The organism is Fluviicoccus sp., assembly GCF_030646115.1.
In the GTDB taxonomy this organism is placed as follows: Bacteria; Pseudomonadota; Gammaproteobacteria; order Pseudomonadales; family Moraxellaceae; genus Fluviicoccus.
The window spans coordinates 103,402-127,005 of sequence record NZ_JAUSMX010000032.1 but is presented as its reverse complement, the minus strand read 5'-3'; the positions used below and the strand labels follow the sequence as shown (position 1 = coordinate 127,005).

The window sequence follows — 23,604 nt, the reverse complement described above, 5'->3', positions numbered from 1 at the left end:
ATGCCCGCCTACCGCGTCATCCACGAAACCGAATACCGCTACCGCTGGCCGGTGTCGCTGTCGCAACAACTGTTGCATCTGGAACCACGCGACATGCCCTGGCAGCGCGTCCACAGCCGCTCGCTGACCGTATCGCCGCTGCCGGTGCGGCGCTACAACGGCGAGGACAGCTTCGGCAATCCCTGCACCCGGCTGGAAATCAACCAGCCGCATACCGTGCTCAATGTCTGCGCCGAAATGCACCTGGAGGTGATGGAACGCCCCCGGCTGATGGCCTTTGAAGACTCACCGGCCTGGGAAAAGGTCGTTGAAGACTGCTGCTACCACAGCGGCCCGATTGATTCTGAACAGCTGGAAGCCTTGCGTTACCGGCAGGAATCCCCCTACATCCGCATCAAGCATGTCTTTGCCGACTACGCCCTGAAAAGCTTCACCCCGCAGCGGCCGCTGCTGGAAGCCGTGGAAGCGCTGATGTCGCGCATCCACGAAGAATTCACCTTCGACCCCGAAGCCACCCACGTCGCTACGCCGCTGACCGAAGTGCTGGAACGCAAGCGCGGCGTCTGCCAGGACTTTGCGCACCTGATGCTGGCCTGCCTGCGCGCGCTGGGCATCCCCGCCCGCTATGTCAGCGGCTACCTGCTGACCCAGCCGCCGCCCGGCCAGCCGCGACTGATCGGCGCCGACGCCTCGCATGCCTGGATATCGGTGTGGTGCCCGGATGCGGGCTGGACTGACTTCGACCCCACCAATGATGTGGTGCCCGGAACGGAGCACCTCACCCTGGCCTGGGGCCGCGACTTCAGCGATGTCTCACCCTTGCGCGGCGTCATTCTGGGCGGCGGCGACCACGAACTGGATGTGTGGGTGACGGTGATGCCGGAAACGGAAGACGGCCCGGCCCGGGATGCGCCGATACCAAACAATGCTTGGTAAGCCCGCCGAACCGGCCCCATAATCCATCTCCCTCAGCACTCTTCGACTTCGTATAACGTGGAAGCACACGACCTCGGATTCCTCCGCGAATCCATGATCTTCCTGCTGACGGCGGGCATCCTGGTGCCGCTGCTGCAACGCATCCGCGTGCCCGGCGTGCTGGCCTATCTGGCCATCGGCGGCCTGATCGGCCCCTTCGGACTCGGCCTGTTCACCGACACCCTCCCCTGGCTGTCTGATTTCACCATCACCGACCTTCAAGGAGTGCAGGCGCTGGCGGAACTGGGCGTGATCTTCCTGATGTTCATGATCGGCCTGGAACTGTCGCTGGACCGACTTTGGGCCATGCGCCGGCTGGTGTTCGGCCTGGGCGCGCTGCAAGTCCTGCTCACGGCCGGGCTTATCGGCGGCGTGGCGTATACGTTTGGCAACAGCCTCGCCGCCTCGGTGGTGCTGGGCAGTTGCCTGGCTCTCTCCTCCACCGCCATTGTCATGCAGTTGCTGGTGGAACGCCGCCAACTGGGCTACCCTCTGGGCCAGACCAGCTTCGCCATCCTGCTGATGCAGGATCTGGCGGTGGTGCCCATCCTGTTCCTGGTCGGCCTGCTCGGCCATCCCCATACCGACGATGTCGGTACAGAACTGCTGATCTCACTGGGTCAGGCCACCGCCGTCATTGCCATTATTTATACCTTGGGCACCCGCCTGATGCGCCCGGTGCTGCATATGGTAGCGCGCACCCGCAGCCCGGACATGTTCACCGCCACCACGCTGCTGATTATCCTCGCCGCCTCCGCCCTCACCGGTGCGGGCGGGCTGTCCATGGCGCTCGGGGCTTTTCTGGCCGGTTTGCTGATGGCGGAAACCGAATTCCGGCATGAGGTGGAAGTCACCATTGAACCGTTCAAAGGGCTGCTGCTGGGGCTGTTCTTCATGTCTGTGGGTATGGGTATCGACTACCGGATAGTCGGCCGCGATGCCCTCTGGATTGCCGCCTCGGTTGCCGGACTGTTCCTGATCAAAGGCGGCATCATCGCCGCACTGGCGCTGGCCTTCCGCATACCGCGAACCACGGCGGTGGAGACGGGCCTGCTGCTGGGACAAGGAGGCGAATTCGCCTTCGTGGTGGTGGGATTGGCCATGCAATTAAGCATCCTGCCCACTGAAACCGGCCACTTCATGCTGATCGTGACCGGGCTGTCCATGGCAGTGACACCGCTGGTTGCCTTCGCCGCCGGCCGCCTGGCCCGGCAAATGAAGCCGACGGGCGCACCGGCAGCTTCCTCCGGGACGGACTTGCCCGGTGATCTTGCCGGGCATGTCATCATCGCCGGTTTTGGCCGGGTGGGCCGTATGCTGGCGCGCATCCTGGAAGCGGAAGGCATTCCTTTCGTAGCGCTGGACCGCCATGCCGAGCATGTCGAACAGGCGCACGCGGCGGGCATCCCGGTGTATTTCGGCGACGCCTCGCGGCTGGAGCTGCTGCGCAAGGCGCATCCCGATCGCGCCCGGGCGCTGCTGGTGACTCTGGATCACCCCGAGGCGGCGGAACAGATTGTCAAGACGGTCCGCCAGGCATGGCCGCTGTTACCGGTATTCGCCCGCGCCCGCGACACTCCGCACGCCATGCGCCTGTTGCAACTGGGCGCCACCGAGGTCATTCCTGAAGCGGTGGAGGCCGCCCTGCAACTGGCCGGGCGGGCGCTGGCCAGCATGGGTGTGCCGGAAGATACGGTGCGGCGGCATCTGGAAGCACAGCGGGCGTGGCAGGTGGAGCGGCTGCGGATGTGAAAAACCAAAGGGCAATTGCATTCAGCCACCCATCCTCTTAGCATGGCGGCGAATCGCCATCCACACTGGTCAAAGGATCACTCCGCCATGAAAAAACCGAGCTTGGGACTCACCCTCATCCTGACTGCCCTAGCGGGGTGTTCCACCTTCCGCTCCCCCGACATTGACCCCATCAACCTCGTCTCCCGTCTGGAACCCGGCATGAGCAAGGAAACCGTGCGCCGCATGCTGGGCGAACCGGCCAAGGCCGAATTCAACACCCGCGCCGACGCCTGGCACTATTGCCGCAGCGGTAAAACCGCCCATGAGTATGCGGTAGTGATGTTTTATGACGGCAAGGTCACCAACGCCCGCCAACTGACTGCCCTTGTTGACGACGGCAAGACGCCCGAGCATTGCGAACAGGCCATCAAGCCGGTGCTGTTTCCGCCCGCACGTTAAGCGTCGGCGACGGGCCGGAGCGTCACTGCCCGGCCCCGATGATTACTTCATGAAGCGGGTGACCAGCATCGTCATCAGCGAATCCGGCACCAGGCTTATCAGCCCCTTCACCGGCTTCCACGGCATGGCCGGCACAATCACATTGGTCTTCTTCGCCTCAATCGCCGCCAGCATCTGCTTCGCAGCCGCATCGGCTTCAATCACGAAGGGATACTTGTCCATGCCCGGTGCAATGTCGGTCTTGATAAAGCCGGGGTGAATCACCGTCACCGCAATCTTCTTTTTGGCCAGTTCCAGGCGCATGGCATTCATGTAGTTGGTCAGCGCCGCCTTGCTGGAAGAATAGGCCGCACTGCCGGGAATGGGGAAGAAGGCGGACACCGAGGAAATGCCCACCAGATGCCCGAAACCCTGCGCCTTGAAGATGCGGGTGGCCGCATCCAGCGTCGCCACCGCCCCGATGATGTTGGTCTGGAACACCGCCTTGTCGACACTGAGATCACCGCTGCCGCTGCGGCGCACCCCCGTAATCCCGGCATTGGCCACCACAATGTCCACCGGACCCAGCCCTTGCGCCAGCGCATTGATGGCGTCCGGTACGGTCTCATCCTGCTGCACATCCAGCGCAGTGACCACCACCTTGACGCCGTGGGCATCTTCCAGCGCGCGGGCCAGGACTTCCAGTTTGTCAGTGCGACGGGCCGCCAGCCCCAGGTTGTAACCCTTGGCCGCAAAGGCCCGCGCCAGCGCCTCGCCAATGCCGCTGGAAGCGCCGGTAATAATGACGTTCTTGCCCACGATGACTCTCCGGTCCGGTCAGAAAAAGTGCGTCCGATTCTGCCACAGCCGGCGCAAAAAAAACGGAGTTGCAGGCTGCAACTCCGTATCAAGCGGGAATTCAAAGCTCCCTCACTGGCTCCAACGGTTTCCCTGTCGCCGATTGACCCGCCTCACTCCGTCCATGGCTGAATCCGTTTGCGGTTGCCGTTGGTCCTGCAAGCGTTAAACTAGCGGCCGCTCATAAACCGTTCGTGACAGATTCTTGTCCATTTGATGAAGGATGCCCCATGCTGACCGATTTTCTGACCCGTTTGCGCGCCGGTGAAACCGACTTTGAAGACACCATCACCCTGATCAACACCCTCTACGACTACACCCCCACCCGCTTCAGCAACGGCCTGACCGACACCCTGGTCAGCGAAGCGGGGCAAAACGAAGGTTCCTGCCGCATCTTCGCGTTCGCCGCGCTGAACGGCCTTAATGCGGAAGACACCCTGCGCTGCTTCGGCCGCCATTACCGCGATGTGCTGACCGACCCGGCAGGCAGTTCGCACGGCAACATCCGCCGCTTCATGGCCGACGGCTGGGCCGGTATCCGCTTTGACGGCGAGCCGTTGAAGGCCAAGTCCTGAAACCGGGCGGCATCGGGTACAATGCAGCATCCGCTTCCCAATGACTTATGCACCATGACTGAACCCGTCCGTCTCTCCAAACGCCTGGCCGAACTGCTGCCCTGCTCGCGCCGTGATGCCGAACTCTATATTGAAGGCGGCTGGGTGCTGGTGGACGGCGAAGTCGTGGACGAAGCCCATTTCCGGGTGCAGGACCAGACCGTGGAACTGCTGCCCGGTGCCCGGGCCGAACCGCTGCCGCCGGTCACGATCCTGCTCAACAAACTGTCCGGCTACCAGTCGGGCGATGGCCCGAACCCGGCGCTGAAACTGGTGACGCCGGAAGCACTGCTGCCCGAGGACCGTTCCGGCCTGCGGCCGCTGAAACGGCACTTCACCCGCCTCTCCTCGCCGCTGCCGCTGGAAACCGATGCCGAAGGCCTGACGGTCTACACCCAGGACTGGCGCATCTTGCGCAAGCTGGAAGACGACGCCGCGCAAATCGAGCAGGAATACATTGTCACCTTCAAGGGTGAGCTGACGCCGGATGCACTGGCCCTGCTGAATTACGGCCTGGTCTATGAAGACTGGGCCATTCCGCCGATGAAAGTGAGCCGCCAGAGCGAAAACCGCTTGCGCTTTGCGCTCAAGGACAACCAACCGGGACAAATCGCCTGGATGTGCGGGGAGGTGGGGCTGGAAATCGAAGCCATGAAACGCATCCGCATTGGCCGCCTGCCCATGGCCGGGTTGCAGCCGGGGCAATGGCGCTACCTGCTGGGCTACGAACGCTTCTGACCCCTACCCACCCGGCACGGTTGCTCGTATAGTCGGAGGCCTCACCACTCCCGACCCCGAGAACCGCTCCATGACCGGCAAGCTTTTCACCCCCGTTAGCCTGGGCCCGCTGTCCCTGCCCAACCGCATCTTCATGGCCCCGCTGACCCGCATGCGCAGCCGCGAGCCCGGCGACGTACCGGTGCTGCCGCTGATGGCCGAATACTACCGCCAGCGCGCCAATGCCGGTCTCATCATCAGCGAAGCCACGCAAGTGTCGCCGCAAGGCAAGGGCTACATGGGCACCCCCGGCATTTATAGCGCCGAACAAGTGCAGGCCTGGCGGGAAATCACCCGGACCGTGCATGACGAGGGCGGACACATTGCCATCCAGCTGTGGCATGTGGGCCGGGTTTCCCACCATTTGCTGCAACCGGACCAGCAGCTGCCGGTCTCGGCTTCCGCCATTCCCTACGAAAACAAGACCACCATCCGGGGTGAAGACGGCAAGCCGCAACGCGTCGCCTGCGACACGCCGCGCGCCCTGCAAACCGATGAAATTCCCGGCCTGATCGAAACCTACCGCTTGGCTACGGTCAATTCGCGTGAAGCCGGCTTCGACCTGGTGGAAGTTCACGCCGCCCACGGCTATCTGCTGCACCAGTTCCAGTCCGCCGTCAGCAACCTGCGTGACGACGCCTACGGCGGTTCCGTGGAAAACCGCGCCCGCCTGACGCTGGAAGTGGTGGACGCCTGCATCGCCGCCTGGGACGCCGACCATGTCGGTATCCGCATCTCGCCGCTGGGCACCTTCAACGGCCTGGACGACTCTGCCGGGCTGGAGATGGGCTTGTATCTGGCTGAAGAACTGGGCAAGCGCCATATTGCCTACCTGCATTTGTCGGAACCGGACTGGGCGGGCGGCCCGGCGCACACCGACGAATTCCGCCAGGCGCTGCGCGACCGTTTCCCCGGCATCATCATCGGCGCGGGCAATTACACGGTGGAGAAAGCCGAGGCCCTGCTGGCCAAGGGCTACATTGACGCCGCCGCCTTCGGCCGTCCCTACATCAGCAACCCGGACCTGCCGGAACGCTTCCGCACCGGTGCGGCGCTGGCCCTGCTCAACCCCGCCACCCTCTATGGCGGCGGCGAGGAAGGCTATACCGACTACCCAGCCCTGGCCTGACGGTGTTACGGCAACAGGATGGACGGTTGCCGTTTCATGACAGATGGCGGTTTCGAGATAAGGAATGGCCTTGTCGCCGCTAAGCTTAGCGCGTAACCTCTTTCTATAACTATCAGACCTCGACGGGTAAATTACATGATAAAAAAAACCGCCGTTCTCACCTTGGCTGCATTTATCGGCCTGGCTTCCCTCCCCGCCTTCGCTGACAAGGATCTGGACGAACTGCGCGGCCCCGGACTCGGCAGCGAGTGGCGGCTGATCAAGAATGACTCCCGCAAGAACATCAAGGCCTGGGACAAGCGCGACGACGACAAGAAATACCGCTCCTTCAAGTTGGACCTGATCATCGACGCTCCGCTGGAAGCCGTAGCGCGTGCCTATACCGACATTGAGTATTACCCGCGATGGTTCTGGGAAGTTCAGGAAAGCCGCATCCTGAAAAAAGTCTCCGACACGGAATTCTATTATTACGTGGTGCACCGCGCCCCGGTGGGCCTGCCCCCGCGTGACGCCATCATTCATGCCAAAATCGAACCCTGGACCAGCCGGAAGGGTTACGCGCTGTTCATCCTGGAAGCCAAGCCGGACTACATGCCGCCACGCGCCGGCATGGTTCGCATGAACGCCGAAGACATGGTGATCAAATGGACTCCCCAGCCTGACGGCAGCACGCGGGAAGAAGTTGAAGGTTACATTGATCCGGGCGGATACGTTCCCGCCTGGGCGATCAACGCCGTGCAACGTCAGGCGCCGTATTACACCGTCATGGGCCTGCAACGCGTGGTTCAGACCGAGCGTTTCAAAAACCCCAAGGACCCCATGCCGTTCAAGGTTCGGGATTAACGACTCCCACCCCGTCCAACCCGCCTTCATGGCGGGTTTTTCATGCCCTCCATTTCTCCATACCGCACATTCCGGCGCTATAAACCTCACGCGGAAAATGGTTATTGCCGCTGATTCGGGGCAGGCATAGAATCACGAAAAGACACTCACTGTTCTCCCCTGGAGGGGTAACGCCATGAAAACCCGCTTCGTTACGACCCTGATCCTTGGCCTGCTGGCCACCCACGCCCTGGCGGATGAGCAGTGGGAAGTCACCACTTCGGTCGAGATGGCCGGCATGCCGTTCCAGGTACCGCCAACTACCACCAAAATCTGCGTGCCGCCAGGGGAGCAGTCGAAGCAGAAAATGGTGCCCGCCGACAAGAACTGCAAGGTCAGCAATTTCAAGTCCACCGGCAACACCAGCAGCTTTCATATCGAATGCACCGGCCCGCAAGCCATGTCCGGTGACGGCCAGATCACCTACAGCGGCAACAGCTACAAAGGCAGTCTCAAGGCCTATACCAAGATGGACGGCCAACGCATGGACATGAACCTGGCCTACGCCGGTCGTAAGACCGGCCCCTGCACCGGCGACAGCGTCAACGTCCGCGCCATTCAGGCCCAAGCTCAAAATGCCCAGGCCAATCAGGTGGCCTATACCAATATGATGTGCCAGCAGATGGTTGAAAATCTCTCCTGGCAGGGCAGTGAGTACATGAACCAGACCTGCCCCAACCTGAAGACCAACATCTGCAAGGCGCTTGCGCAACGCGCCGACGACCCGGTCGCCTTCATGGAACTGAAGCAGGAAAGCAAGCTGGATGGCGTGGCGGGCTACTGCGGACAGGATGCCGGAGCCCTGCAACAGAAGGCCTGCTCCGCCGCCAAAAACCGGAAACGCTGGGACGCCGCCTGGGAGCTGTGCGGAGAAGATGCAGAACTGGCTGCCGTTGCCCAGAAGGAATGTCCGGGCATGATCTTCACCGGTATGTCTCAGGATGACCCGCGCCGCGGCATGAGAGGCCTCTGCGACCACTACCTTCCGCGCAAACCGGCCGCCGCAACCGAAAACACCCTCGATCAGGGCATGAAGGCGATCGAAGGCCTCAACAAGCTGCGGGGCCTGTTCGGTCGCTGATGACCAGCCACTTGGAGCGGCAACCGGCGTGGCCATGGCTGCTGCCGGTTGTTGCGCTGTTGCTGTGGCTGCCCGCCCTGTCCGGGCCCTTCCAGTTCGATGACTACAATGTCATTGTCGATCAGCCGGCGGTGCACAGCCTGGAAGCCTGGTGGCGGTCGCTGCCGGGCATCCGCCCCCTGCTCAAGCTCAGCTATGCCCTGAACTGGACGCTGGCTCCAGACCCGTTCGGCTTCCACCTGACCAACCTGCTGATCCATGCCCTGAATGGCGGGTTGCTGTACGCGTGGCTGGGCCGCACCGGCCGGCTGGCAAAGCCGGTGCAACTGGCGGTGACCCTGCTCTGGTTCATGCATCCGGCGCAGACCGAGGCCGTGACCTACATCGCCGGGCGCTCGGTATCGTTATCCACCACAGGCCTACTGGCGGGGCTGTGGCTGCTGGCCGGACATCACCCGCAACGGGCCGCGCTGGCGGCGTTGTGTACCCTGGCGGCGCTGGCCGTGCGTGAAACGGCCTGGATATTTCCGGCGGCCTTTGCGCTGGTATTGTGGCTTCAGGGTCGCAAGGCTCAGGATATCCTGCGGCAGTTATGGCCGACACTCACTGTCGTGGCCGTCGCCGCACTGATCTTCCTGATAGAACCGCATTTCCGGCGCTTGATCGATGTCAGCCTGGCCACCCGCCCGCCTGCCGCACAAGGGCTGGCCCAGATTGAGGCTCTGCGTTACTTTGTCACCGGCCCGCTGCGGCTGACGCCCAACCTCGACCCGGACTTGGCCGTGCCGTCGTCCCCCGCGATGGTGCATTGGCTCTGGGGCGCGGGCTGGCTGCTGATCGTCAGCCTCGCCTTGTGGTCTACCGTAGCCCGGCGTTCGTGGACGGCGGGCGGGCTGCTCTGGTTCTTCCTGATGCTGGCGCCCACCAACAGCCTCATGCCGCGACTGGATGTGGCCAGTGACCGTCACCTCTACCCGGCGCTGATCGGTCTGGCGTGGGCTGCGGGCAGCCTGCTGCAACCGGTCCGCGCCGGACGTTGCCTGTTATGGCTGCTGTTGCCGTTGCTGATCACCGCCCTGCAGATCCGCAACGAGGATTACCACAGCGCCACCGCCCTGTGGGCGCGCACCGCCGAACAGTCACCGGGCAAAAGCCGGGTCTGGAACAATCTGGGTATCGCCTGCCAGAAGGAAGGACGGCCCAACTGCGCTCGCCTTGCCTTCACCGAAGCGATGCGGCTGGACCCACGCAGCACCCGCGCCGCAGCCAATCTCTATTTCCTGAAGCATCCGCCGCACCCGCCCTGACCGGCATTGGCGCAAACCGGCAAGCCCGCCCCGCCATCCCGAACTACACTGACTCGATAATCAAAACAAACCGAGAACGTCATGCCGCCCGACCTTATCGCCACCATTACCGGCTGGTACCAGGAACCGATGTTCTGGCTGTATCCGATGGCGACGCTGGCCATCAGCTTCAGCACCTTCCTGCTGTTTGCCATCCCCTACACCGTCCTTGCGTGGATCGACCCGCCTTCACTGTCCAGATACAAGGTTCAGGACAAACCATTTGACGTCCCAAAATGGCTGGGACCGACCATCGGGCGGCTGTTATTCAACAATGCCGTGATGGTGGTGATCCTGGTGCTGAGCTGGCCGTGGATGCGCCTGACTCCGATTCACCTTGGTGAGCTGCCTGCCTGGTACATCATTATTGCCCAACTGCTGTTTTTCATCTTCCTGGACGATTTCCTGTACTACTGGGTGCACCGCGCCATGCACAAGGGCTGGCTGCTGAAGCACGTGCACAGCGTGCATCACCGCATCCGCCAGACCAGCGCCATCAACGGCAACTATTTCCACTTGCTGGAATTTGTCATCATCAGCACGCTGGCGCTGGTGGGGCCGTGGCTGGTGGGGGCGCATCTCTACGTGTTGTGGATCTGGATCGTGATCCGCCAATTCGAGGCGGCGGACGGCCATTGCGGTTACGTCTTCCCGTGGAATCCCGGCCATATCCTCCCGCTGTACGAAGGCGCGGGCTATCACGACTTTCATCACTCGCAGTATCAGGGTAATTACGCCGGTTTCCTGCCCTATCTGGACCGGTTCTGGGGGACCTATGCGCGGGGTTATGAGGCCTGGCGCAACGAACGTCGGCAGGCACGCGCCAAGCCCTCTGCAGTGCAGGACCGGTCGTGATACCGGATAACCACCCATAAAAAACGGGCCGTCAAGACGGCCCGTTTTTTTCGCAATGAAACTTGGCGGTTTACCAGAACTTCCACCACCATTTCTTTTTGGTCATCGTCTGTTCCACTTCCTTGTTCCAAGTCTGGTATTGCTGCAGATTCTGGGACTTGGCGAAGAAATCCCCGAAACGCTTGTCGCTTTCGTTGATGTGCTGGATCAGCCACATCTTCAGGAAGTGCAGCAGCTCAAAGGTGATGGTGACGTTTTCATGGTCCAGCTTGTGCTGCAACTCATGAATCTGCTTGATCAGGTCTTCATGCTGCTGCTTGTGAATTTCCAGACCGGGATAATGCAGCACCCGCATCAGGCTCTCTTCCAGCAGGAAGTGGGTGCGGGTGTAGTCGGCCAGCTGGTCAAGAATGACGCGGGAGGCAGCCTTGCCACGGTGTTCCATAATGGCGCGGTGCAACTGGTTCAGCAGATCCACCAGTACCTTGTGCTGTTCATCGACTTCCTGGATGTTGACGTTGAAATCATCGGACCATTGGAACAGATCAGCGGGGGCAGTAGATGCCATGACGGGCCTCAGCGGCTGGGGAAGGGATTGGCAAAGATTTAAGACCACATAAGTTATAATGTCAAATTAACTGTCAGTAATTTGTGAACTGGTTGGCCTCATATGACAGAGATCAAGGAGAAATCCGTAAACGGGCTGGCATTGCCGGAGAATCCGGCACACCGTCGTCAGAATCACCGTGCTTACCCTTCACGCACCTCCACATGCAAGGCGGTGGCCCTCGCATCTAATCTTGCATCCGCCAGCAACGGCCACCATTCATACAACAGGATTTCCAGCGGCTTCCACATGGCCACCCAGCCTACAATCAGCAAGCCCTCGCCGAGGGTTTTCGCACTGACATCCTGACCCGGCAACAGCAGGCGCAACACGCTGCACAGTGCCAGGAAGACCAGCCCGACCAGCAGACTGCTGCGCCCCAACCGCAATTTCTGACGCACGGCAAACCGGGCGGCGCGCTCGCGATAGCTGAAATAATTGCGGATGGACTCATGGATCATGACCCCCAGCCCGGCCTCATGCGGTCCCGGAAAATAGACCACCAGCTTGACCTTGGCATGTCCGTGCAGTTCCCGCAGGGCATCCATGATGTAGGCCGCCGCGTCCGGGTCCAGGTCGCGTTCCCGGAATGGAGACGGGTCCATGGAATTGAACAACTGGTTGGTTTCGCTGAGCTTGATCTCAATCAGTGTCCAATCGCCCTCGATACGGTAGATGCCCGCCATCTGATGCCCGGTCATGCTCGCTCCTCGTCTTTTTATAATCAGCCAACAAAAAAGGCGCACCGGAGTGCGCCTTTTTCTTTTACCACAATCCGTCGGCCAATCAGGCAGGATAGACCGGGAATTGCTGGCAAATGGTGTGCACCTGCTTGGCAACCCGCGCAATAACTTCCTCATCGGTGTGGTTGTCGAGGATGTCGCACATCCAGTGCGCCAGTTGCGCCACTTCCGCCTCACCGAAACCGCGGGTGGTGACCGCCGGGGTGCCGATGCGGATGCCGGAGGTGACAAACGGCGAGCGCGGGTCGTTGGGCACGGCGTTCTTGTTGACGGTGATGCCAGCCTTGCCAAGCGCGGCGTCTGCGTCCTTGCCTGTGATTTCACGGCCGATCAGCGACACCAGGAACAGGTGGTTGTCGGTGCCTTCGGACACCACGTCATAGCTGCGGTTCATGAACACGGCGGCCATGGTCTGGGCGTTCTTGACGACCTGCTTCTGGTATTCGGTGAAACCGGGCTGCATGGCTTCGAGGAAGCAGACGGCCTTGGCGGCGATGACATGCATCAGCGGGCCGCCCTGGTTGCCGGGGAACACGGCAGAGTTCAGCTTCTTTTCGATTTCTTCGTTCTTGCGGGCCAGGATAAGACCGGCGCGGGGGCCGCGAAGTGTCTTGTGGGTGGTGGTGGTGGTGACGTCGGCGATCTGCACCGGGTTGGGGTACACACCGGCGGCGACCAGACCGGCCACGTGGGCCATGTCCACCATCAGGTACGCGCCCACCTTGTCGGCGATTTCACGGAAACGGTTCCAGTCCAGCACGCGCGAATAGGCAGAGAAACCGGCGATGATCATCTTCGGCTTGTTCTCAACGGCCAGACGCTCGACTTCGTCGTAGTCCACTTCACCGGTAATCGGGTTCAGGCCGTACTGGATGGCGTTGTAGGTCTTGCCTGAAAAGTTGACCTTGGCGCCGTGGGTGAGGTGGCCGCCGTGGGCCAGGCTCATGCCCAGCACGGTGTCGCCGGCGTTCAGCAGCGCCAGGAACACCGCGCCGTTGGCCTGGGAACCGGAGTGCGGCTGCACGTTGGCGTAGTCGGCGCCGAACAGTTCCTTGGCGCGTTCAATGGCCAGGGTTTCCACCACATCCGCAAATTCGCAGCCGCCGTAATAGCGCTTGCCGGGATAGCCTTCGGCATACTTGTTGGTCAGCTTCGAACCCTGAGCGGCCATGACCATGGGCGAGCAGTAGTTTTCAGAGGCGATCAGCTCGATGTGGGCCTCCTGGCGGGCGTCTTCCTGGGCAATGGCCTGGGCCAGCTGGGGGTCGAATTGCGAAAGGGTGGTGTTACTGAACATGGAGGCTCTCACGAGGGGACTGGCGGACGAAGGCACATATTTTACCATGACAGGCGGCGGCGGAAAGCGCTTTTCAACATCCATGCCGACAGTTCGCCGCAACGCGCCGCCAATTCACAAGAAGTCAGCGCCGGATTGGCGGAAAATGCCTATACTTTAATCAGAATCCGGACAGGAAAACTGTCATGCGCATGCCCCGGGCCCTGCAAGGCCTGCTTCTATTTCTGGCGACCCTGATGGCCGTAACCGGCCAAGCCAAGGCATCGCCGCTCAACGTCTGCATTGACGAGAATCCGTGGCCGCCCTACTCCTTCCTTCAAGACTCCGGCTCCGGCGCGCCGCCCGCACTCAAAGGCTTCACCGTGGAACTGGCGTCATTGGCCCTGAATGCCCTGGGGGAGGAATTCCGGATACACCGCCTGCCCTGGGCCATGGTCCACCAGAAAGCCCGGAGCACGCTCGCCGCCGAGCGTTGCGACCTGGTCTGGGACATCAGTTCCACGCCCGAACGCCGGGAATACCTGCTGTTCACCGACCCCATCTACAAACTGCACTACACCCTGATGTACACCCAGTCCCGATTTCCACACAGCGTTCCGATCCGGCAGATGGCGGACCTGAAGGGATGGAAGACCTGCGGAGTGAAGGACTACAACTACGGCAACCTGCCTGCCCAGCTGACCCTGCAGCGGGCGGACTCCATCCAGGACGCCCTGAACAAACTGCAACGCCAAGCCTGCGATTTCCTGCTGATTGAGGCGTCCGTTCTGGCGCGGGGCAAGGTCATGGGACTATACACGTCGGCCCCGCTGGGGTGCATTGAGCTGGGCGGCATGAGCAAATCCTACCGGCTGGCGGTTTCCAGGCAGGCTGAAAACGCCCCCCTGCTCTACGCCAACCTGCGGAAAACCCTGGATCAGTTGCGCCGCAGCGGCACTCAGGCCGAACTGGCCCGCCAGTACCAAGTGGCCACTCCCGATTGCCGGGAGCGGCTGGAATAAGGTTTAACCGCCTTCCGCAACACGGCGGGCGCCGCTCCACGCGCTTTGCCAGTAGGGCAGCGACAGGCTTTCCACCCGCACCGCACCGCCGCGCGCCGGGGCGTGGATGAACTGGCCGTCACCGACATAGATACCCACATGGTTGACCCGCGACTGGCGGCCGGTCTGGAAGAACACCAGATCACCCGGCTTCAGGGCATCGCGGCTGACCGGCCGCCAGCCTGCCCGGTACATGTCTTCGGAAGACCGCTCCGGCAGCGACACTCCATTCTCCAGCAGCACATAACGCACGAAACCGCTGCAATCAAAGCCCTCTGCCGGGGTATTGCCGCCGGGCAGGTAAGGCGTACCCATCAGGCTGTAGGCGGAGATCAGCATGTCCTCGCCGGACACATAGGGCAGCGCGGCATGGGGCATGCTGGCGCGGCTGGTTGTGCAGCCGAACAGCGCAAACATGGTCAGCAGCAGTACGGCAAATCGGGGTGTCATCCGGCGCCAATTCATCGGAAAATCATCATTTTGCTCGAATATTTCCCGAAACTACCCCATTGACAGCGTTACCGGTAACCCGTCCGGCCATCCAGTCTGTAACAGAACATGTCCTGATGGCCGGTTACCCCCTCGGCAAACCTGCGGTTTTGCAGCGGTTAGCGTTATACTGTGCGCCATTTTTCCAGCACCACCACAGGTCGTATTCCCCATGGCGCAATACATCTACACGATGAACCGCGTTTCCAAGCTCGTGCCGCCGAAACGTCAAATCCTCAAGGACATCTCGCTGTCCTTCTTCCCCGGAGCCAAGATCGGCGTGCTGGGTCTGAACGGCTCCGGCAAGTCGACGCTGCTGAAGATCATGGCGGGCGTGGACAAGGACTTTCAGGGCGAAGCCCGCGCCCAGACCGGCATCAAGATCGGCTACCTCGAACAGGAACCGCAACTCGATCCGACCAAGGACGTGCGCGGTAACGTGGAAGACGGCGTGCGTGAAGCGCTGGACGCCCTGAAGCGCCTCGATGAAGTGTTTGCCGAATACGCCATGGAAGACGCCGACTTCGACAAGCTGGCCGTGGAACAGGAAAAGCTGGAAGGCATCATCCAGGCCTGGGACGCCCACAACCTCGACAACACGCTGGAACAGGCTGCCGATGCACTGCGCCTGCCGGAGTGGGATACCGACGTCAGCAAGCTGTCCGGCGGTGAACGCCGCCGCGTGGCGCTGTGCCGCCTGCTGCTGTCCAAACCCGACATGCTGCTGCTGGACGAACCGACCAACCATTTGGACGCCGAATCCGTCTCCTGGCTGGAACGCTTCCTCAAGGACTTCCCCGGCACCATCGTCGCCATCACCCACGACCGCTACTTCCTCGACAACGTCGCGGACTGGATCCTGGAACTGGACCGTGGCTACGGCATTCCCTATGAAGGCAACTATTCCTCCTGGCTGAAGCAGAAGACCGCCCGCCTGGAACAGGAAGACAAGCAGGAAGAAGCCCACTACAAGGCCCTGAAGCGGGAAACCGAGTGGGTGCAACAGAACCCGAAGGCGCGCCAGGCCAAGAGCAAGGCGCGTCTGGCCGCTTACGAGGAGCTGTCCAGCAAGGAATTCCAGAAGCGCAACGAAACCCAGGAGCTGTACATTCCGCCCGGACCGCGTCTGGGCGATGTGGTGGTGGATGTGCGCGGCATCAGCAAGGGTTTTGAAGACCGCCTGCTGTACGAAAACGTCAGCTTCACCGTGCCCAAGGGCGCCATTGTCGGCATCATCGGCCCAAATGGCGCGGGCAAGACCACGCTGTTCCGCATGATCACCGGCGAACAGAAGCCCGACACCGGCGAAGTCATTGTCGGCGACAGCGTCAAGATCGCCTACATCGGCCAGATACGCGACAACCTCGACAACAACAAGACCGTCTGGGAAGAAGTCTCCGGCGGGCTGGACATCCTCAAGGTCGGTGACTTTGAAATGCCGTCGCGCGCCTACATCGGCCGCTTCAACTTCAAGGGCTCCGACCAGCAGAAGCGCGTTGGAGAGCTGTCCGGCGGTGAACGCAACCGGTTGCAACTGGCGAAGATCCTGCAGGCGGGCGCCAACGTCATCCTGCTCGATGAACCTTCCAACGACCTGGACGTGGAAACCCTTCGCGCCCTGGAAGACGCCATCCTCACCTTCCCCGGCGTGGTCATGTGCGTGTCCCACGATCGCTGGTTCCTGGATCGGATCGCCACCCACATCCTGGCCTTTGAAGGCGATGAAGTGGACTGGTTCGATGGCAACTACACCGAATTCGAAGCGTGGCGTAAAGCCAAGCTGGGCAAGGATTCGGGGCCGCACCGGATCAAGTACAAGAAGATTGGCGGCTAAAAGCTCGCCTCCCTGATTCAAGAACCGGACGCTTTGGCGTCCGGTTTTTTTTGAGGTGGTATTGACCTTGCCGCCCATGACTGCCGGTTCAAACGCATTGCCAGACCGGCAGAATCCGTGCAATCTCTCGCCCACACCGCAAGCTCTACGAGAAAGCCATGACCGACCTCGTCCAGATCATCACCCACCCGCACAACGTGGTGGAAGTACGCCTCAACCGCCCTGACAAGCGCAACGCCATGAGCTTTGACCTGCTGCGCGAACTGCTGCGCATTGGCGAAGAACTGAAGGAACAGCGCTCTGTCCGCGCCGTATTGCTGACCGGCGAAGGCACCTCTTTCAGCGCCGGTATTGACCTCAACGACCTGCGCAGCCCCAAGAACTCGCTCACCGCGATGTGGGAACTGAGCCGCCCCGGCCCCAACCTGTTCCAGCGCGTGTTCCTGATCTGGCGCGACCTGCCGGTGCCGGTCATCGCCGTCATCCACGGCCACTGCTTCGGCGCGGGCATGCAACTGGCCTTGGGCGCTGACTTCCGCATCGCCACCCCGGACTCGCAACTGGCCATTATGGAAGCCCGCTGGGGCCTGGTTCCCGACATGGCCGTCAGCGTCACCCTGCGCGGCCTGGTGGGCCTGGACATGGCCAAGGAACTGACCATGACCGCCCGCATCGTCAACGGCGCCGACGCCAAGACCGCCGGCCTGATCAGCCACGTCAGCGACGACCCGATGGGCAAAGCCCTCGAACTCGCCGCCGAAATCTGCACCCGCTCCCCCGACGCCGTCCTCGCCGCCAAACGCGTGTTGAACGCCATGGTCAGCGAAGGCGACGCCGAAACACTGGCGCTGGAAAAGAAGTGGCAACGGCGGCTACTGCTGGGCAAGAACTTCAAGATTGCCGGAAAACGGGCGAAACAGCCGGAACTGGGGTATGTGGAGAGGCAGTTTGACTGATCAACTTTCCGCACCCCTCTCCCCGACCCTCTCCCACAAGGGGAGAGGGGGATTCTCTACGGAACCAGGCTACCTGCAGCACAAAACAAGCGGTCCGCAGCCAACTGTTTGAGCGGCGGGTCGGATAACGAAGTGATTGAAGCGATACCGTCAAACAGCGAACCGGCGGCTCGCGAGTTTTGGCGAAGGACGCGGTTTTGCCTACTTTTCCCAAGAGAAAAGTAGGGCCCGCGGCAGGCGGATAACCTCTGCAACGGGAGCAACATGTCGGGCTGAAGCCCGACCTACACCGTTTTGTCCGAATGCAAGGGCGCACGCACTGCGCCCCTACGGATCAGGGAAAATTCAGCGGGAAAAGACCTGTTTCCCCCGCATCGGCATAACAACCGCCGTCACCCCCTCCGCCTCAATCTCCCTCACCATCCCCGCCAAATCCACCCCCGGAATCATCTCCGGCTCCGCCTCAAACGGCGTAAACATCGTGTCCCAATGGCAAGGCACAATCCACTTCGGCTTCAGCAAGGCCACCACCTCCTTCACATAATCCGGCCGATACTTCCGCCCGATGGCGCACAGGCAGACCACATCCGCCTGAATCCCCTGCAACTCGGAAGGAATGAAATCCGCCGAATCAATATGCACCACCTTCAGCGACCCGGTATCCACCAGCCAGTTCAGCACCTGCCCGTGCTTCAACTGGTGAAAGCGCGGCGGCCACGGCGGCGGCGTCAGCATGTCGCCCGGCAAGGGAATCCGCCCGAAAATCGCCTTGCCGTGAATCGACGGCAGCCCGCGCACCGTCCACGCTCCGCAGGCAATATCCTCCCGCCCGTGCGTCTCCACCAGTTGTGACTCTGGCAAGCCCGCCGCCCGACCGACATTGCAGGCCGCCACCGAACCGATCAACCGCGCCCCGGTCATCTTGCATAACGCAGGCGCATCCAGAATATGGTCGTAGTGGGCATGCCCGATCAGCACGTCATCGGCGTGGGGTATGTGCTTGCTCAACAGTCCCGGCTGCACATGCAGCGGCTTGGTCAGCGTATCCAGGATATTGGCGCGGCTCAGATACGGATCCAGCACCACGGTCCGCTGCGGCGTCTTCAACACAAAACCGGCCGTGCCAAGATAGGTCATCTCCAGCCAGCCCTCGCCCGCAGGCAGCGGTGCGCTGTACAGGGAAGCCTCCGGCGCAGTCAGGCCCAGCCATTTTTTCAGCATGTCGATCCTCGGGAATTGAGTACCTATCTTTCCATCATCGCCCTTTGTGATGACCGCTGCAAGGCAGGTAGAATCCCGGTTTACCCCTGCTCCGGAGGCGCGTCATGGAACATCTTGGTTTTGTCGGCATAGGTCTGATGGGCAGTCGCATGGCCGCCCGGCTGCTGGCCGCAGGCCATTCAGTCGAGGTCTGGAACCGGTCGCCCGGCAAATGTGACGCCCTCGCCGATCAGGGTGCCCGTATCGCGGCCAGTCTCGCCGGGATGTCTGACCGCTGCAACGTCATCCTGCTCTGTCTGGCGGATACCGCCGCCGTAGAAGCCGTATTGTTCGGAGAACACGGATTGGCCGGGTTCTTACGCCACGGCCAACTGATCGTGGACTTCTCCAGCATCACCCCCGAGGCAACCCGCGACTTCGCCACCCGTCTGGCGGCCAAAGGCGTGGATTGGGTGGATGCGCCGGTATCCGGTGGTGTCGGCGGTGCGGAAAGCGGCATGCTGGTGATCATGGCGGGTGGCCGACCGGAAGCGGTGGAGCGCCTGCGGCCGATTGCCGCGCACCTGTCGCAGCGGTTGACGCACATGGGCCCGGTGGGCAGCGGCCAGATCACCAAGATCTGCAACCAGATGATTGTCGCCGGCAATGCCTTGCTGATCGCAGAAACGGTGGCGCTGGCCGCCAAGGCCGGCGTGGACGCCACCAAACTGGCCCCGGCTCTGGCCGGAGGGTTTGCAGACTCCCTGCCCTTCCAGATACTTGCACCACGCATGGCGACGGACAGCTTCGAGCCGGTGCAGTGGAAGGTGAATACCTTGCTGAAGGATCTGGATAATGCGGTGGCGTTGGCCAAGGAACATCTGAGCAGCGTGCCGGTGTCGGCGCTGGCGTCGCAGTTGCTGAGGCAGCATGCGGGTAAAGGGGCGGGACTGGAGGATTTGAGCTCGGTGGTGCGGTTGTTCAAGACCCTGTAGGTCGGGTTTCAACCCGACAACACCCTTCGATCGGAGAGCGGTGTCGGGCTTAAGCCCGACCTACAGGGGGTGTTCGTTCGCGAGGGCGCATGCGATGCGCCCCTACGGGAGGTGAAGAGAAGAAACCATCAAGACCCAAAGGTTTTTTGAGTCTTGCGCAGACTCAGGTAAACAGTGATCGTCAGGATGGTCACAATCACCGCCAGCGACACCAGCGCCGGCACCTTCACCACGTCCAGCAACAGCATCTTGGTGCCGATAAACACCAGGATCACCGCCAGGCCGTAATTCAGCAGGCTGAAACGGTCCGCCACCCCGGCCAGCATGAAGTACATGGCGCGCAGGCCCATGATGGCGTAGATGTTGGAGGTCAGTACGATGAAGGGGTCGCTGGTGATGGCGAAGATGGCCGGGATGCTGTCTACGGCAAACATCACATCGCTCAACTCCACAAAGATCAGCACCAGGAACAACGGCGTCGCCACGCGCTTGCCGTTTTCCCAGATAAAGAACTTCTCACCGTCATAGTCCTTCGACATCGGGATATGGTTCTTCAGCCACTTCAGCAGGGCGTTGTCTTCCAGCGAGGGCTCTTCATGCGCGGCCTGCCACATCTTAACACCGGTCAGCACCAGGAACGCGCCGAACACATAGAGAATCCAGTGGAATTCGGCAATCAGCCAGCCGCCAATGAAGATCATGATGGCGCGGAGGATGATGGCGCCCAGCACCCCGTACAGCAGCACCCGGCGCTGTAAATGCACCGGCAGCGCAAAATAACTGAATATCAGCAGGAAAATGAAGACGTTGTCTACCGCCAGCGACTTTTCAACCAGATAGCCGGTGAAGTACTCCAGCGTGCGCTCATTGGCGAGTTCACTGCCCAGCGTGCCGCTCAGCTCCCACCACAGCAGGCCGCCGAAGGCCAGCGCCAGCGTGAACCAGACCAGCGACCAGTTCAATGCGCTGCGGAAAGTGACACCTTCCTTGCCACGGCTTTTCAGCCCGGCAAAGTCCACCCACAGTGCAACTACGACACTGAGCGCGAAGGCGCCCCAAAGTAAAGGTGTAGCAATGGTTTCCATCGGGAAATCCCCCTTGTTCAAGGTTTAAAAGGATTGCCACCGGAAAAGTCAGGAATGACAGGCACGACCGATGGCAAACGCCATCCACGGTCTTGCTTGCAGCGGAAACAACAGGCTGCGGCGACACCGGCTGCCGAAAGGCAACGTATTGACGATGTCGCGCCAGGGAAGCTACTCCCCATGGAGATGAGCTTTGACTATATGGAAAATGAGCCGGCTTGCAAGCTGGACAAAACAAAAGCGCAACGCTTTTAACCGGGCGATTACACGTACAAAAAGGGCGCGAATTCCGCGCCCTTTGGTTTTCCTTAACGACTGGTACGTTTCTTCACCGGCCGTTTCGGGACCATGGGCGCTTTGCCCGCGCCGGTTTCACGCGGCGGCAGGCCGGTATGCTGGGTCAGGATGCGTCCCTTCTTCGCCGTCACCTTTTGCGACTTGCCCTGCTCCACCGACGAGTTCTTCTTGCGCGCCGTCTGGTAAGTCCCGTCCATCACCGGCTGGTAGGTGGGGATCAGATGGTGCTTGCCGTTGCCGATCAGGTCGGCACGGCCCATGGCTTTCAAGGCATCGCGCAGCAGCGGCCAGTTGTTGGGGTCGTGGTAGCGCAGGAAGGCCTTGTGCAGACGGCGGCGGCGGTCGCCCTTGACGATATCCACCGTCTCGCTGTCGCGCGTCACCTTGCGCAGCGGGTTCTTGCCGGAATGGTACATGGCCGTGGCGGTGGCCATCGGCGAGGGGTAGAAGGTCTGCACCTGGTCGGCGCGGAAACCGTTCTTCTTCAGCCAGACCGCCAGATTCATCATGTCGGCATCGGTGGTGCCGGGGTGCGCCGCGATGAAGTACGGAATCAGGTACTGTTCCTTGCCCGCTTCCTTGGAGAAACGGTCGAACATCTGCTTGAAGCGGTCAAAGGCGCCGATGCCGGGTTTCATCATCTTCGACAACGGACCGCCCTCGGTGTGCTCGGGCGCAATCTTCAGGTAGCCGCCGACATGGTGCGTCACCAGTTCACGCACATATTCGGGCGAACGCACCGCCAGATCGTAGCGCAGGCCGGAACCGATCAGGATCTTCTTCACCCCCGGCAGCTTGCGGGCGCGGCGGTAGAGTTCGATCAGATGCGAGTGGTCGGTGCCGAGGTTGTCGCAGATGTCCGGGTAGACGCAGGACGGCTTGCGACAGGCAGCCTCGATCTTCGGCGACTTGCAGGCCAGCCGGTACATGTTGGCGGTGGGACCGCCCAGATCAGAGACAATGCCGGTGAACCCCGGCACGGTGCGCATCTGCTCGATTTCGCGGATGATGGAGTCTTCGGAACGGTTCTGGATAATGCGGCCTTCGTGCTCGGTGATGGAACAGAAGGTGCAGCCGCCGAAGCAGCCGCGCATGATGTTCACCGAGAAACGGATCATCTCGTAGGCGGGAATGCGCGCATCCCCATACGCCGGGTGCGGCACCCGCGCGTACGGCAGGTCGAAGACGTAGTCCATTTCCTCGGTGCTGAGCGGAATGGGCGGCGGGTTGATCCACACTTCGCGGTCGCCATGACGCTGCACCAGCGCACGGGCGTTGCCGGGATTGGTTTCCAGGTGCAGCACGCGGTTGGCGTGGGCGTAATACACCGGGTCACCCTTGACCTGCTCGTAGGACGGCAGGCGGATCACGGTCTTGTCGCGCGGCGGCATCCGATGCTTGAGCGCATTGCCGGGGCGCAGCGTCACTACCTGCACTTCACTGTCGATATTGACCGGCGAGGCGTCGGACTTCTGCTTTTCGACTTCACAAGACTCGGTGTCCTGCGTATTCACATACGGATTGATGATCGGATCGACGCGGCCGGGATGGTCGACATCGGTCGATTCCAGCTCAAACCAGCCCTCCGGCGTGTCGCGACGCAGGAAGGCGGTGCCGCGCAGGTCGGTGATGTCGCGGATGTTCTCGCCCTTGGCCAGCCGGTGCGCCACCTCGACAATGGCGCGCTCGGCGTTGCCGTAAACGAGGATGTCGGCCTTGGCGTCCAGCAGCAGCGAGCGGCGCACCTTGTCCTGCCAGTAGTCATAGTGGGCGATGCGGCGCAGGCTGGCCTCGATACCGCCCATGACAATCGGCACATGCGGATAGGCCTCGCGGGTGCGCTGGGCGTAAACGATGGAACAGCGATCGGGACGGCGTCCGCCCTCGCCGCCCGGCGAATAGGCGTCGTCAGAGCGGATCTTGCGATCGGCCGTGTAACGGTTGATCATGGAGTCCATGTTCCCCGCCGCCACACCGAAGAACAGCGTCGGTTCTCCCAGCGCCTTGAACGGCTCGGCGGAATTCCAGTCCGGCTGCGCGATGATGCCGACACGGAAGCCCTGTGCTTCCAGCAAACGGCCGATGATTGCCATGCCGAAGCTGGGATGGTCGACATAGGCATCGCCAGTGACGATAATGATGTCGCAGGCATCCCAGCCCAGCTGGTCCATCTCGGCCCGGCTCATGGGCAAAAATGGCGCGCTGCCGAAACATTCGGCCCAGTATTTGTCGTGGCCGAAGAGGGGAACAGGGGACGAGGCGGATGCCTGGGTGGCGGGACGTACGGCGGACATGCAGGAACTACTCAAAAATTCAGCAGCGCATTGTACCTCAGTCCGGGATGAAAAGGATTGACCGTCCGGATGCTGCGT

The 23,604-nt window shown here is 61.6% G+C and carries 23 protein-coding genes; 15 read left to right on the top strand and 8 right to left on the bottom strand.

What is annotated here, in order from left to right:
- The 3 genes from Q7T36_RS17695 (at window position 1) to bamE (ending at window position 3,168) form a co-directional block, all read left to right on the top strand.
- Window positions 1-936 (top strand): transglutaminase family protein, encoded by a 936-nt coding sequence (locus Q7T36_RS17695; RefSeq protein ID WP_304851964.1) that lies wholly within the window; start codon window positions 1-3, stop codon window positions 934-936.
- Window positions 937-1,029: 93 nt separating this feature from the next.
- Window positions 1,030-2,727 carry a monovalent cation:proton antiporter-2 (CPA2) family protein gene (locus Q7T36_RS17690; RefSeq protein ID WP_304851961.1) on the top strand — a complete coding sequence of 566 codons (1,698 nt, stop codon included), beginning with the start codon at window positions 1,030-1,032 and terminating at the stop codon, window positions 2,725-2,727.
- Window positions 2,728-2,814: 87 nt separating this feature from the next.
- Entirely contained in the window at window positions 2,815-3,168 is a 354-nt protein-coding gene (bamE, locus tag Q7T36_RS17685) for an outer membrane protein assembly factor BamE (RefSeq protein WP_304851958.1), read from the top strand.
- 42 nt (window positions 3,169-3,210) lie between these two features.
- Here the strand turns inward: bamE and Q7T36_RS17680 are convergent, their stop codons facing one another.
- Window positions 3,211-3,966: an SDR family NAD(P)-dependent oxidoreductase gene (locus tag Q7T36_RS17680; protein ID WP_304851955.1), complete on the bottom strand. Its 756-nt coding sequence runs from the start codon at window positions 3,964-3,966 to the stop codon at window positions 3,211-3,213.
- Between the two features lie 269 nt (window positions 3,967-4,235).
- Here Q7T36_RS17680 and Q7T36_RS17675 point away from each other — a divergent pair, with 269 nt between their 5' ends.
- The 7 genes from Q7T36_RS17675 to Q7T36_RS17645 all read left to right on the top strand — a co-directional run bounded on the left by Q7T36_RS17675 (window position 4,236) and on the right by Q7T36_RS17645 (window position 10,689).
- On the top strand, window positions 4,236-4,580 hold the full coding sequence (locus tag Q7T36_RS17675; RefSeq protein ID WP_304851952.1) for a HopJ type III effector protein: 345 nt from the start codon (window positions 4,236-4,238) through the stop codon (window positions 4,578-4,580).
- A 54-nt stretch (window positions 4,581-4,634) separates the two neighbouring features.
- Window positions 4,635-5,357: an rRNA pseudouridine synthase gene (locus tag Q7T36_RS17670; RefSeq protein ID WP_304851948.1), complete on the top strand. Its 723-nt coding sequence runs from the start codon at window positions 4,635-4,637 to the stop codon at window positions 5,355-5,357.
- A gap of 70 nt (window positions 5,358-5,427) precedes the next feature.
- Window positions 5,428-6,525, top strand: a complete 1,098-nt coding sequence (nemA, locus tag Q7T36_RS17665; RefSeq protein WP_304851944.1) for an N-ethylmaleimide reductase — start codon at window positions 5,428-5,430, stop codon at window positions 6,523-6,525.
- Between the two features lie 135 nt (window positions 6,526-6,660).
- Window positions 6,661-7,368, top strand: a complete 708-nt coding sequence (locus Q7T36_RS17660; protein WP_304851940.1) for an START domain-containing protein — start codon at window positions 6,661-6,663, stop codon at window positions 7,366-7,368.
- 175 nt (window positions 7,369-7,543) lie between these two features.
- Window positions 7,544-8,488, top strand: a complete 945-nt coding sequence (locus Q7T36_RS17655; protein ID WP_304851937.1) for a DUF3617 family protein — start codon at window positions 7,544-7,546, stop codon at window positions 8,486-8,488.
- A complete protein-coding gene (locus tag Q7T36_RS17650) occupies window positions 8,488-9,795 on the top strand; it encodes a tetratricopeptide repeat protein (RefSeq protein ID WP_304851934.1) in 1,308 nt (435 codons plus the stop codon). Before Q7T36_RS17655 ends, Q7T36_RS17650 begins: the two co-directional genes overlap by 1 nt.
- Before the next feature lie 81 nt (window positions 9,796-9,876).
- On the top strand, window positions 9,877-10,689 hold the full coding sequence (locus Q7T36_RS17645) for a sterol desaturase family protein (RefSeq protein WP_304851931.1): 813 nt from the start codon (window positions 9,877-9,879) through the stop codon (window positions 10,687-10,689).
- A 70-nt stretch (window positions 10,690-10,759) separates the two neighbouring features.
- Here Q7T36_RS17645 and Q7T36_RS17640 read toward each other — a convergent pair whose 3' ends face one another.
- The 3 genes from Q7T36_RS17640 to glyA all read right to left on the bottom strand — a co-directional run bounded on the left by Q7T36_RS17640 (window position 10,760) and on the right by glyA (window position 13,336).
- The gene (locus Q7T36_RS17640; RefSeq protein ID WP_304851927.1) at window positions 10,760-11,257 is read right to left on the bottom strand and encodes a bacteriohemerythrin; all 498 of its coding nucleotides are present in this window, start codon (window positions 11,255-11,257) and stop codon (window positions 10,760-10,762) included.
- 182 nt (window positions 11,258-11,439) lie between these two features.
- Entirely contained in the window at window positions 11,440-11,997 is a 558-nt protein-coding gene (locus Q7T36_RS17635; RefSeq protein WP_304851923.1) for a hypothetical protein, read from the bottom strand.
- Window positions 11,998-12,082: 85 nt separating this feature from the next.
- Entirely contained in the window at window positions 12,083-13,336 is a 1,254-nt protein-coding gene (gene glyA / locus Q7T36_RS17630) for a serine hydroxymethyltransferase (RefSeq protein ID WP_304851920.1), read from the bottom strand.
- Window positions 13,337-13,521: 185 nt separating this feature from the next.
- Between glyA and Q7T36_RS17625 the strand changes: the two genes are divergently transcribed.
- A complete protein-coding gene (locus Q7T36_RS17625) occupies window positions 13,522-14,337 on the top strand; it encodes an ABC transporter substrate-binding protein (protein WP_304851917.1) in 816 nt (271 codons plus the stop codon).
- A 3-nt stretch (window positions 14,338-14,340) separates the two neighbouring features.
- On the opposite strand, the gene Q7T36_RS17620 is transcribed toward Q7T36_RS17625, so the two are convergent.
- Window positions 14,341-14,826, bottom strand: coding sequence for a C40 family peptidase (locus Q7T36_RS17620; RefSeq protein WP_304851914.1), 486 nt, complete (start codon window positions 14,824-14,826; stop codon window positions 14,341-14,343).
- A gap of 211 nt (window positions 14,827-15,037) precedes the next feature.
- On the opposite strand from Q7T36_RS17620, the gene ettA reads away from it, so the two are divergent.
- Both ettA and Q7T36_RS17610 read left to right on the top strand, forming a co-directional pair.
- Window positions 15,038-16,699 (top strand): energy-dependent translational throttle protein EttA, encoded by a 1,662-nt coding sequence (gene ettA / locus Q7T36_RS17615; protein ID WP_304851911.1) that lies wholly within the window; start codon window positions 15,038-15,040, stop codon window positions 16,697-16,699.
- Between the two features lie 158 nt (window positions 16,700-16,857).
- Window positions 16,858-17,655: a crotonase/enoyl-CoA hydratase family protein gene (locus Q7T36_RS17610; RefSeq protein WP_304851909.1), complete on the top strand. Its 798-nt coding sequence runs from the start codon at window positions 16,858-16,860 to the stop codon at window positions 17,653-17,655.
- Window positions 17,656-18,000: 345 nt separating this feature from the next.
- On the opposite strand, the gene Q7T36_RS17605 is transcribed toward Q7T36_RS17610, so the two are convergent.
- Complete coding sequence (locus tag Q7T36_RS17605) at window positions 18,001-18,873, bottom strand: MBL fold metallo-hydrolase (protein WP_304852051.1); 873 nt, start codon at window positions 18,871-18,873, stop codon at window positions 18,001-18,003.
- A 107-nt stretch (window positions 18,874-18,980) separates the two neighbouring features.
- Between Q7T36_RS17605 and Q7T36_RS17600 the strand changes: the two genes are divergently transcribed.
- Complete coding sequence (locus Q7T36_RS17600; protein ID WP_304851906.1) at window positions 18,981-19,850, top strand: NAD(P)-dependent oxidoreductase; 870 nt, start codon at window positions 18,981-18,983, stop codon at window positions 19,848-19,850.
- A gap of 128 nt (window positions 19,851-19,978) precedes the next feature.
- On the opposite strand, the gene Q7T36_RS17595 is transcribed toward Q7T36_RS17600, so the two are convergent.
- Window positions 19,979-20,935 carry a TerC family protein gene (locus Q7T36_RS17595; protein WP_304851903.1) on the bottom strand — a complete coding sequence of 319 codons (957 nt, stop codon included), beginning with the start codon at window positions 20,933-20,935 and terminating at the stop codon, window positions 19,979-19,981.
- Window positions 20,936-20,989: 54 nt separating this feature from the next.
- Here Q7T36_RS17595 and Q7T36_RS17590 point away from each other — a divergent pair, with 54 nt between their 5' ends.
- The gene (locus Q7T36_RS17590) at window positions 20,990-21,190 is read left to right on the top strand and encodes a hypothetical protein (protein ID WP_304851900.1); all 201 of its coding nucleotides are present in this window, start codon (window positions 20,990-20,992) and stop codon (window positions 21,188-21,190) included.
- A 53-nt stretch (window positions 21,191-21,243) separates the two neighbouring features.
- On the opposite strand, the gene Q7T36_RS17585 is transcribed toward Q7T36_RS17590, so the two are convergent.
- On the bottom strand, window positions 21,244-23,526 hold the full coding sequence (locus tag Q7T36_RS17585) for a YgiQ family radical SAM protein (protein ID WP_304851897.1): 2,283 nt from the start codon (window positions 23,524-23,526) through the stop codon (window positions 21,244-21,246).
- Between the last annotated feature and the right edge of the window lie 78 nt (window positions 23,527-23,604).

Excerpts from the sequence above, each read along its gene's own strand:
- Q7T36_RS17695 (WP_304851964.1), top strand. The coding sequence starts at position 1 with ATGCCCGCCTACCGCGTCATCCACGAAACCGAATACCGCTACCGCTGG.
- Q7T36_RS17690 (WP_304851961.1), top strand. The coding sequence starts at position 1,030 with ATGATCTTCCTGCTGACGGCGGGCATCCTGGTGCCGCTGCTGCAACGC.
- bamE (WP_304851958.1), top strand. The coding sequence starts at position 2,815 with ATGAAAAAACCGAGCTTGGGACTCACCCTCATCCTGACTGCCCTAGCG.
- Q7T36_RS17675 (WP_304851952.1), top strand. The coding sequence starts at position 4,236 with ATGCTGACCGATTTTCTGACCCGTTTGCGCGCCGGTGAAACCGACTTT.
- Q7T36_RS17670 (WP_304851948.1), top strand. The coding sequence starts at position 4,635 with ATGACTGAACCCGTCCGTCTCTCCAAACGCCTGGCCGAACTGCTGCCC.
- nemA (WP_304851944.1), top strand. The coding sequence starts at position 5,428 with ATGACCGGCAAGCTTTTCACCCCCGTTAGCCTGGGCCCGCTGTCCCTG.
- Q7T36_RS17660 (WP_304851940.1), top strand. The coding sequence starts at position 6,661 with ATGATAAAAAAAACCGCCGTTCTCACCTTGGCTGCATTTATCGGCCTG.
- Q7T36_RS17655 (WP_304851937.1), top strand. The coding sequence starts at position 7,544 with ATGAAAACCCGCTTCGTTACGACCCTGATCCTTGGCCTGCTGGCCACC.
- Q7T36_RS17650 (WP_304851934.1), top strand. The coding sequence starts at position 8,488 with ATGACCAGCCACTTGGAGCGGCAACCGGCGTGGCCATGGCTGCTGCCG.
- Q7T36_RS17645 (WP_304851931.1), top strand. The coding sequence starts at position 9,877 with ATGCCGCCCGACCTTATCGCCACCATTACCGGCTGGTACCAGGAACCG.
- Q7T36_RS17640 (WP_304851927.1), bottom strand. The coding sequence starts at position 11,257 with ATGGCATCTACTGCCCCCGCTGATCTGTTCCAATGGTCCGATGATTTC.
- Q7T36_RS17635 (WP_304851923.1), bottom strand. The coding sequence starts at position 11,997 with ATGACCGGGCATCAGATGGCGGGCATCTACCGTATCGAGGGCGATTGG.
- glyA (WP_304851920.1), bottom strand. The coding sequence starts at position 13,336 with ATGTTCAGTAACACCACCCTTTCGCAATTCGACCCCCAGCTGGCCCAG.
- Q7T36_RS17625 (WP_304851917.1), top strand. The coding sequence starts at position 13,522 with ATGCGCATGCCCCGGGCCCTGCAAGGCCTGCTTCTATTTCTGGCGACC.
- Q7T36_RS17620 (WP_304851914.1), bottom strand. The coding sequence starts at position 14,826 with ATGACACCCCGATTTGCCGTACTGCTGCTGACCATGTTTGCGCTGTTC.
- ettA (WP_304851911.1), top strand. The coding sequence starts at position 15,038 with ATGGCGCAATACATCTACACGATGAACCGCGTTTCCAAGCTCGTGCCG.
- Q7T36_RS17610 (WP_304851909.1), top strand. The coding sequence starts at position 16,858 with ATGACCGACCTCGTCCAGATCATCACCCACCCGCACAACGTGGTGGAA.
- Q7T36_RS17600 (WP_304851906.1), top strand. The coding sequence starts at position 18,981 with ATGGAACATCTTGGTTTTGTCGGCATAGGTCTGATGGGCAGTCGCATG.
- Q7T36_RS17595 (WP_304851903.1), bottom strand. The coding sequence starts at position 20,935 with ATGGAAACCATTGCTACACCTTTACTTTGGGGCGCCTTCGCGCTCAGT.
- Q7T36_RS17590 (WP_304851900.1), top strand. The coding sequence starts at position 20,990 with ATGACAGGCACGACCGATGGCAAACGCCATCCACGGTCTTGCTTGCAG.
- Q7T36_RS17585 (WP_304851897.1), bottom strand. The coding sequence starts at position 23,526 with ATGTCCGCCGTACGTCCCGCCACCCAGGCATCCGCCTCGTCCCCTGTT.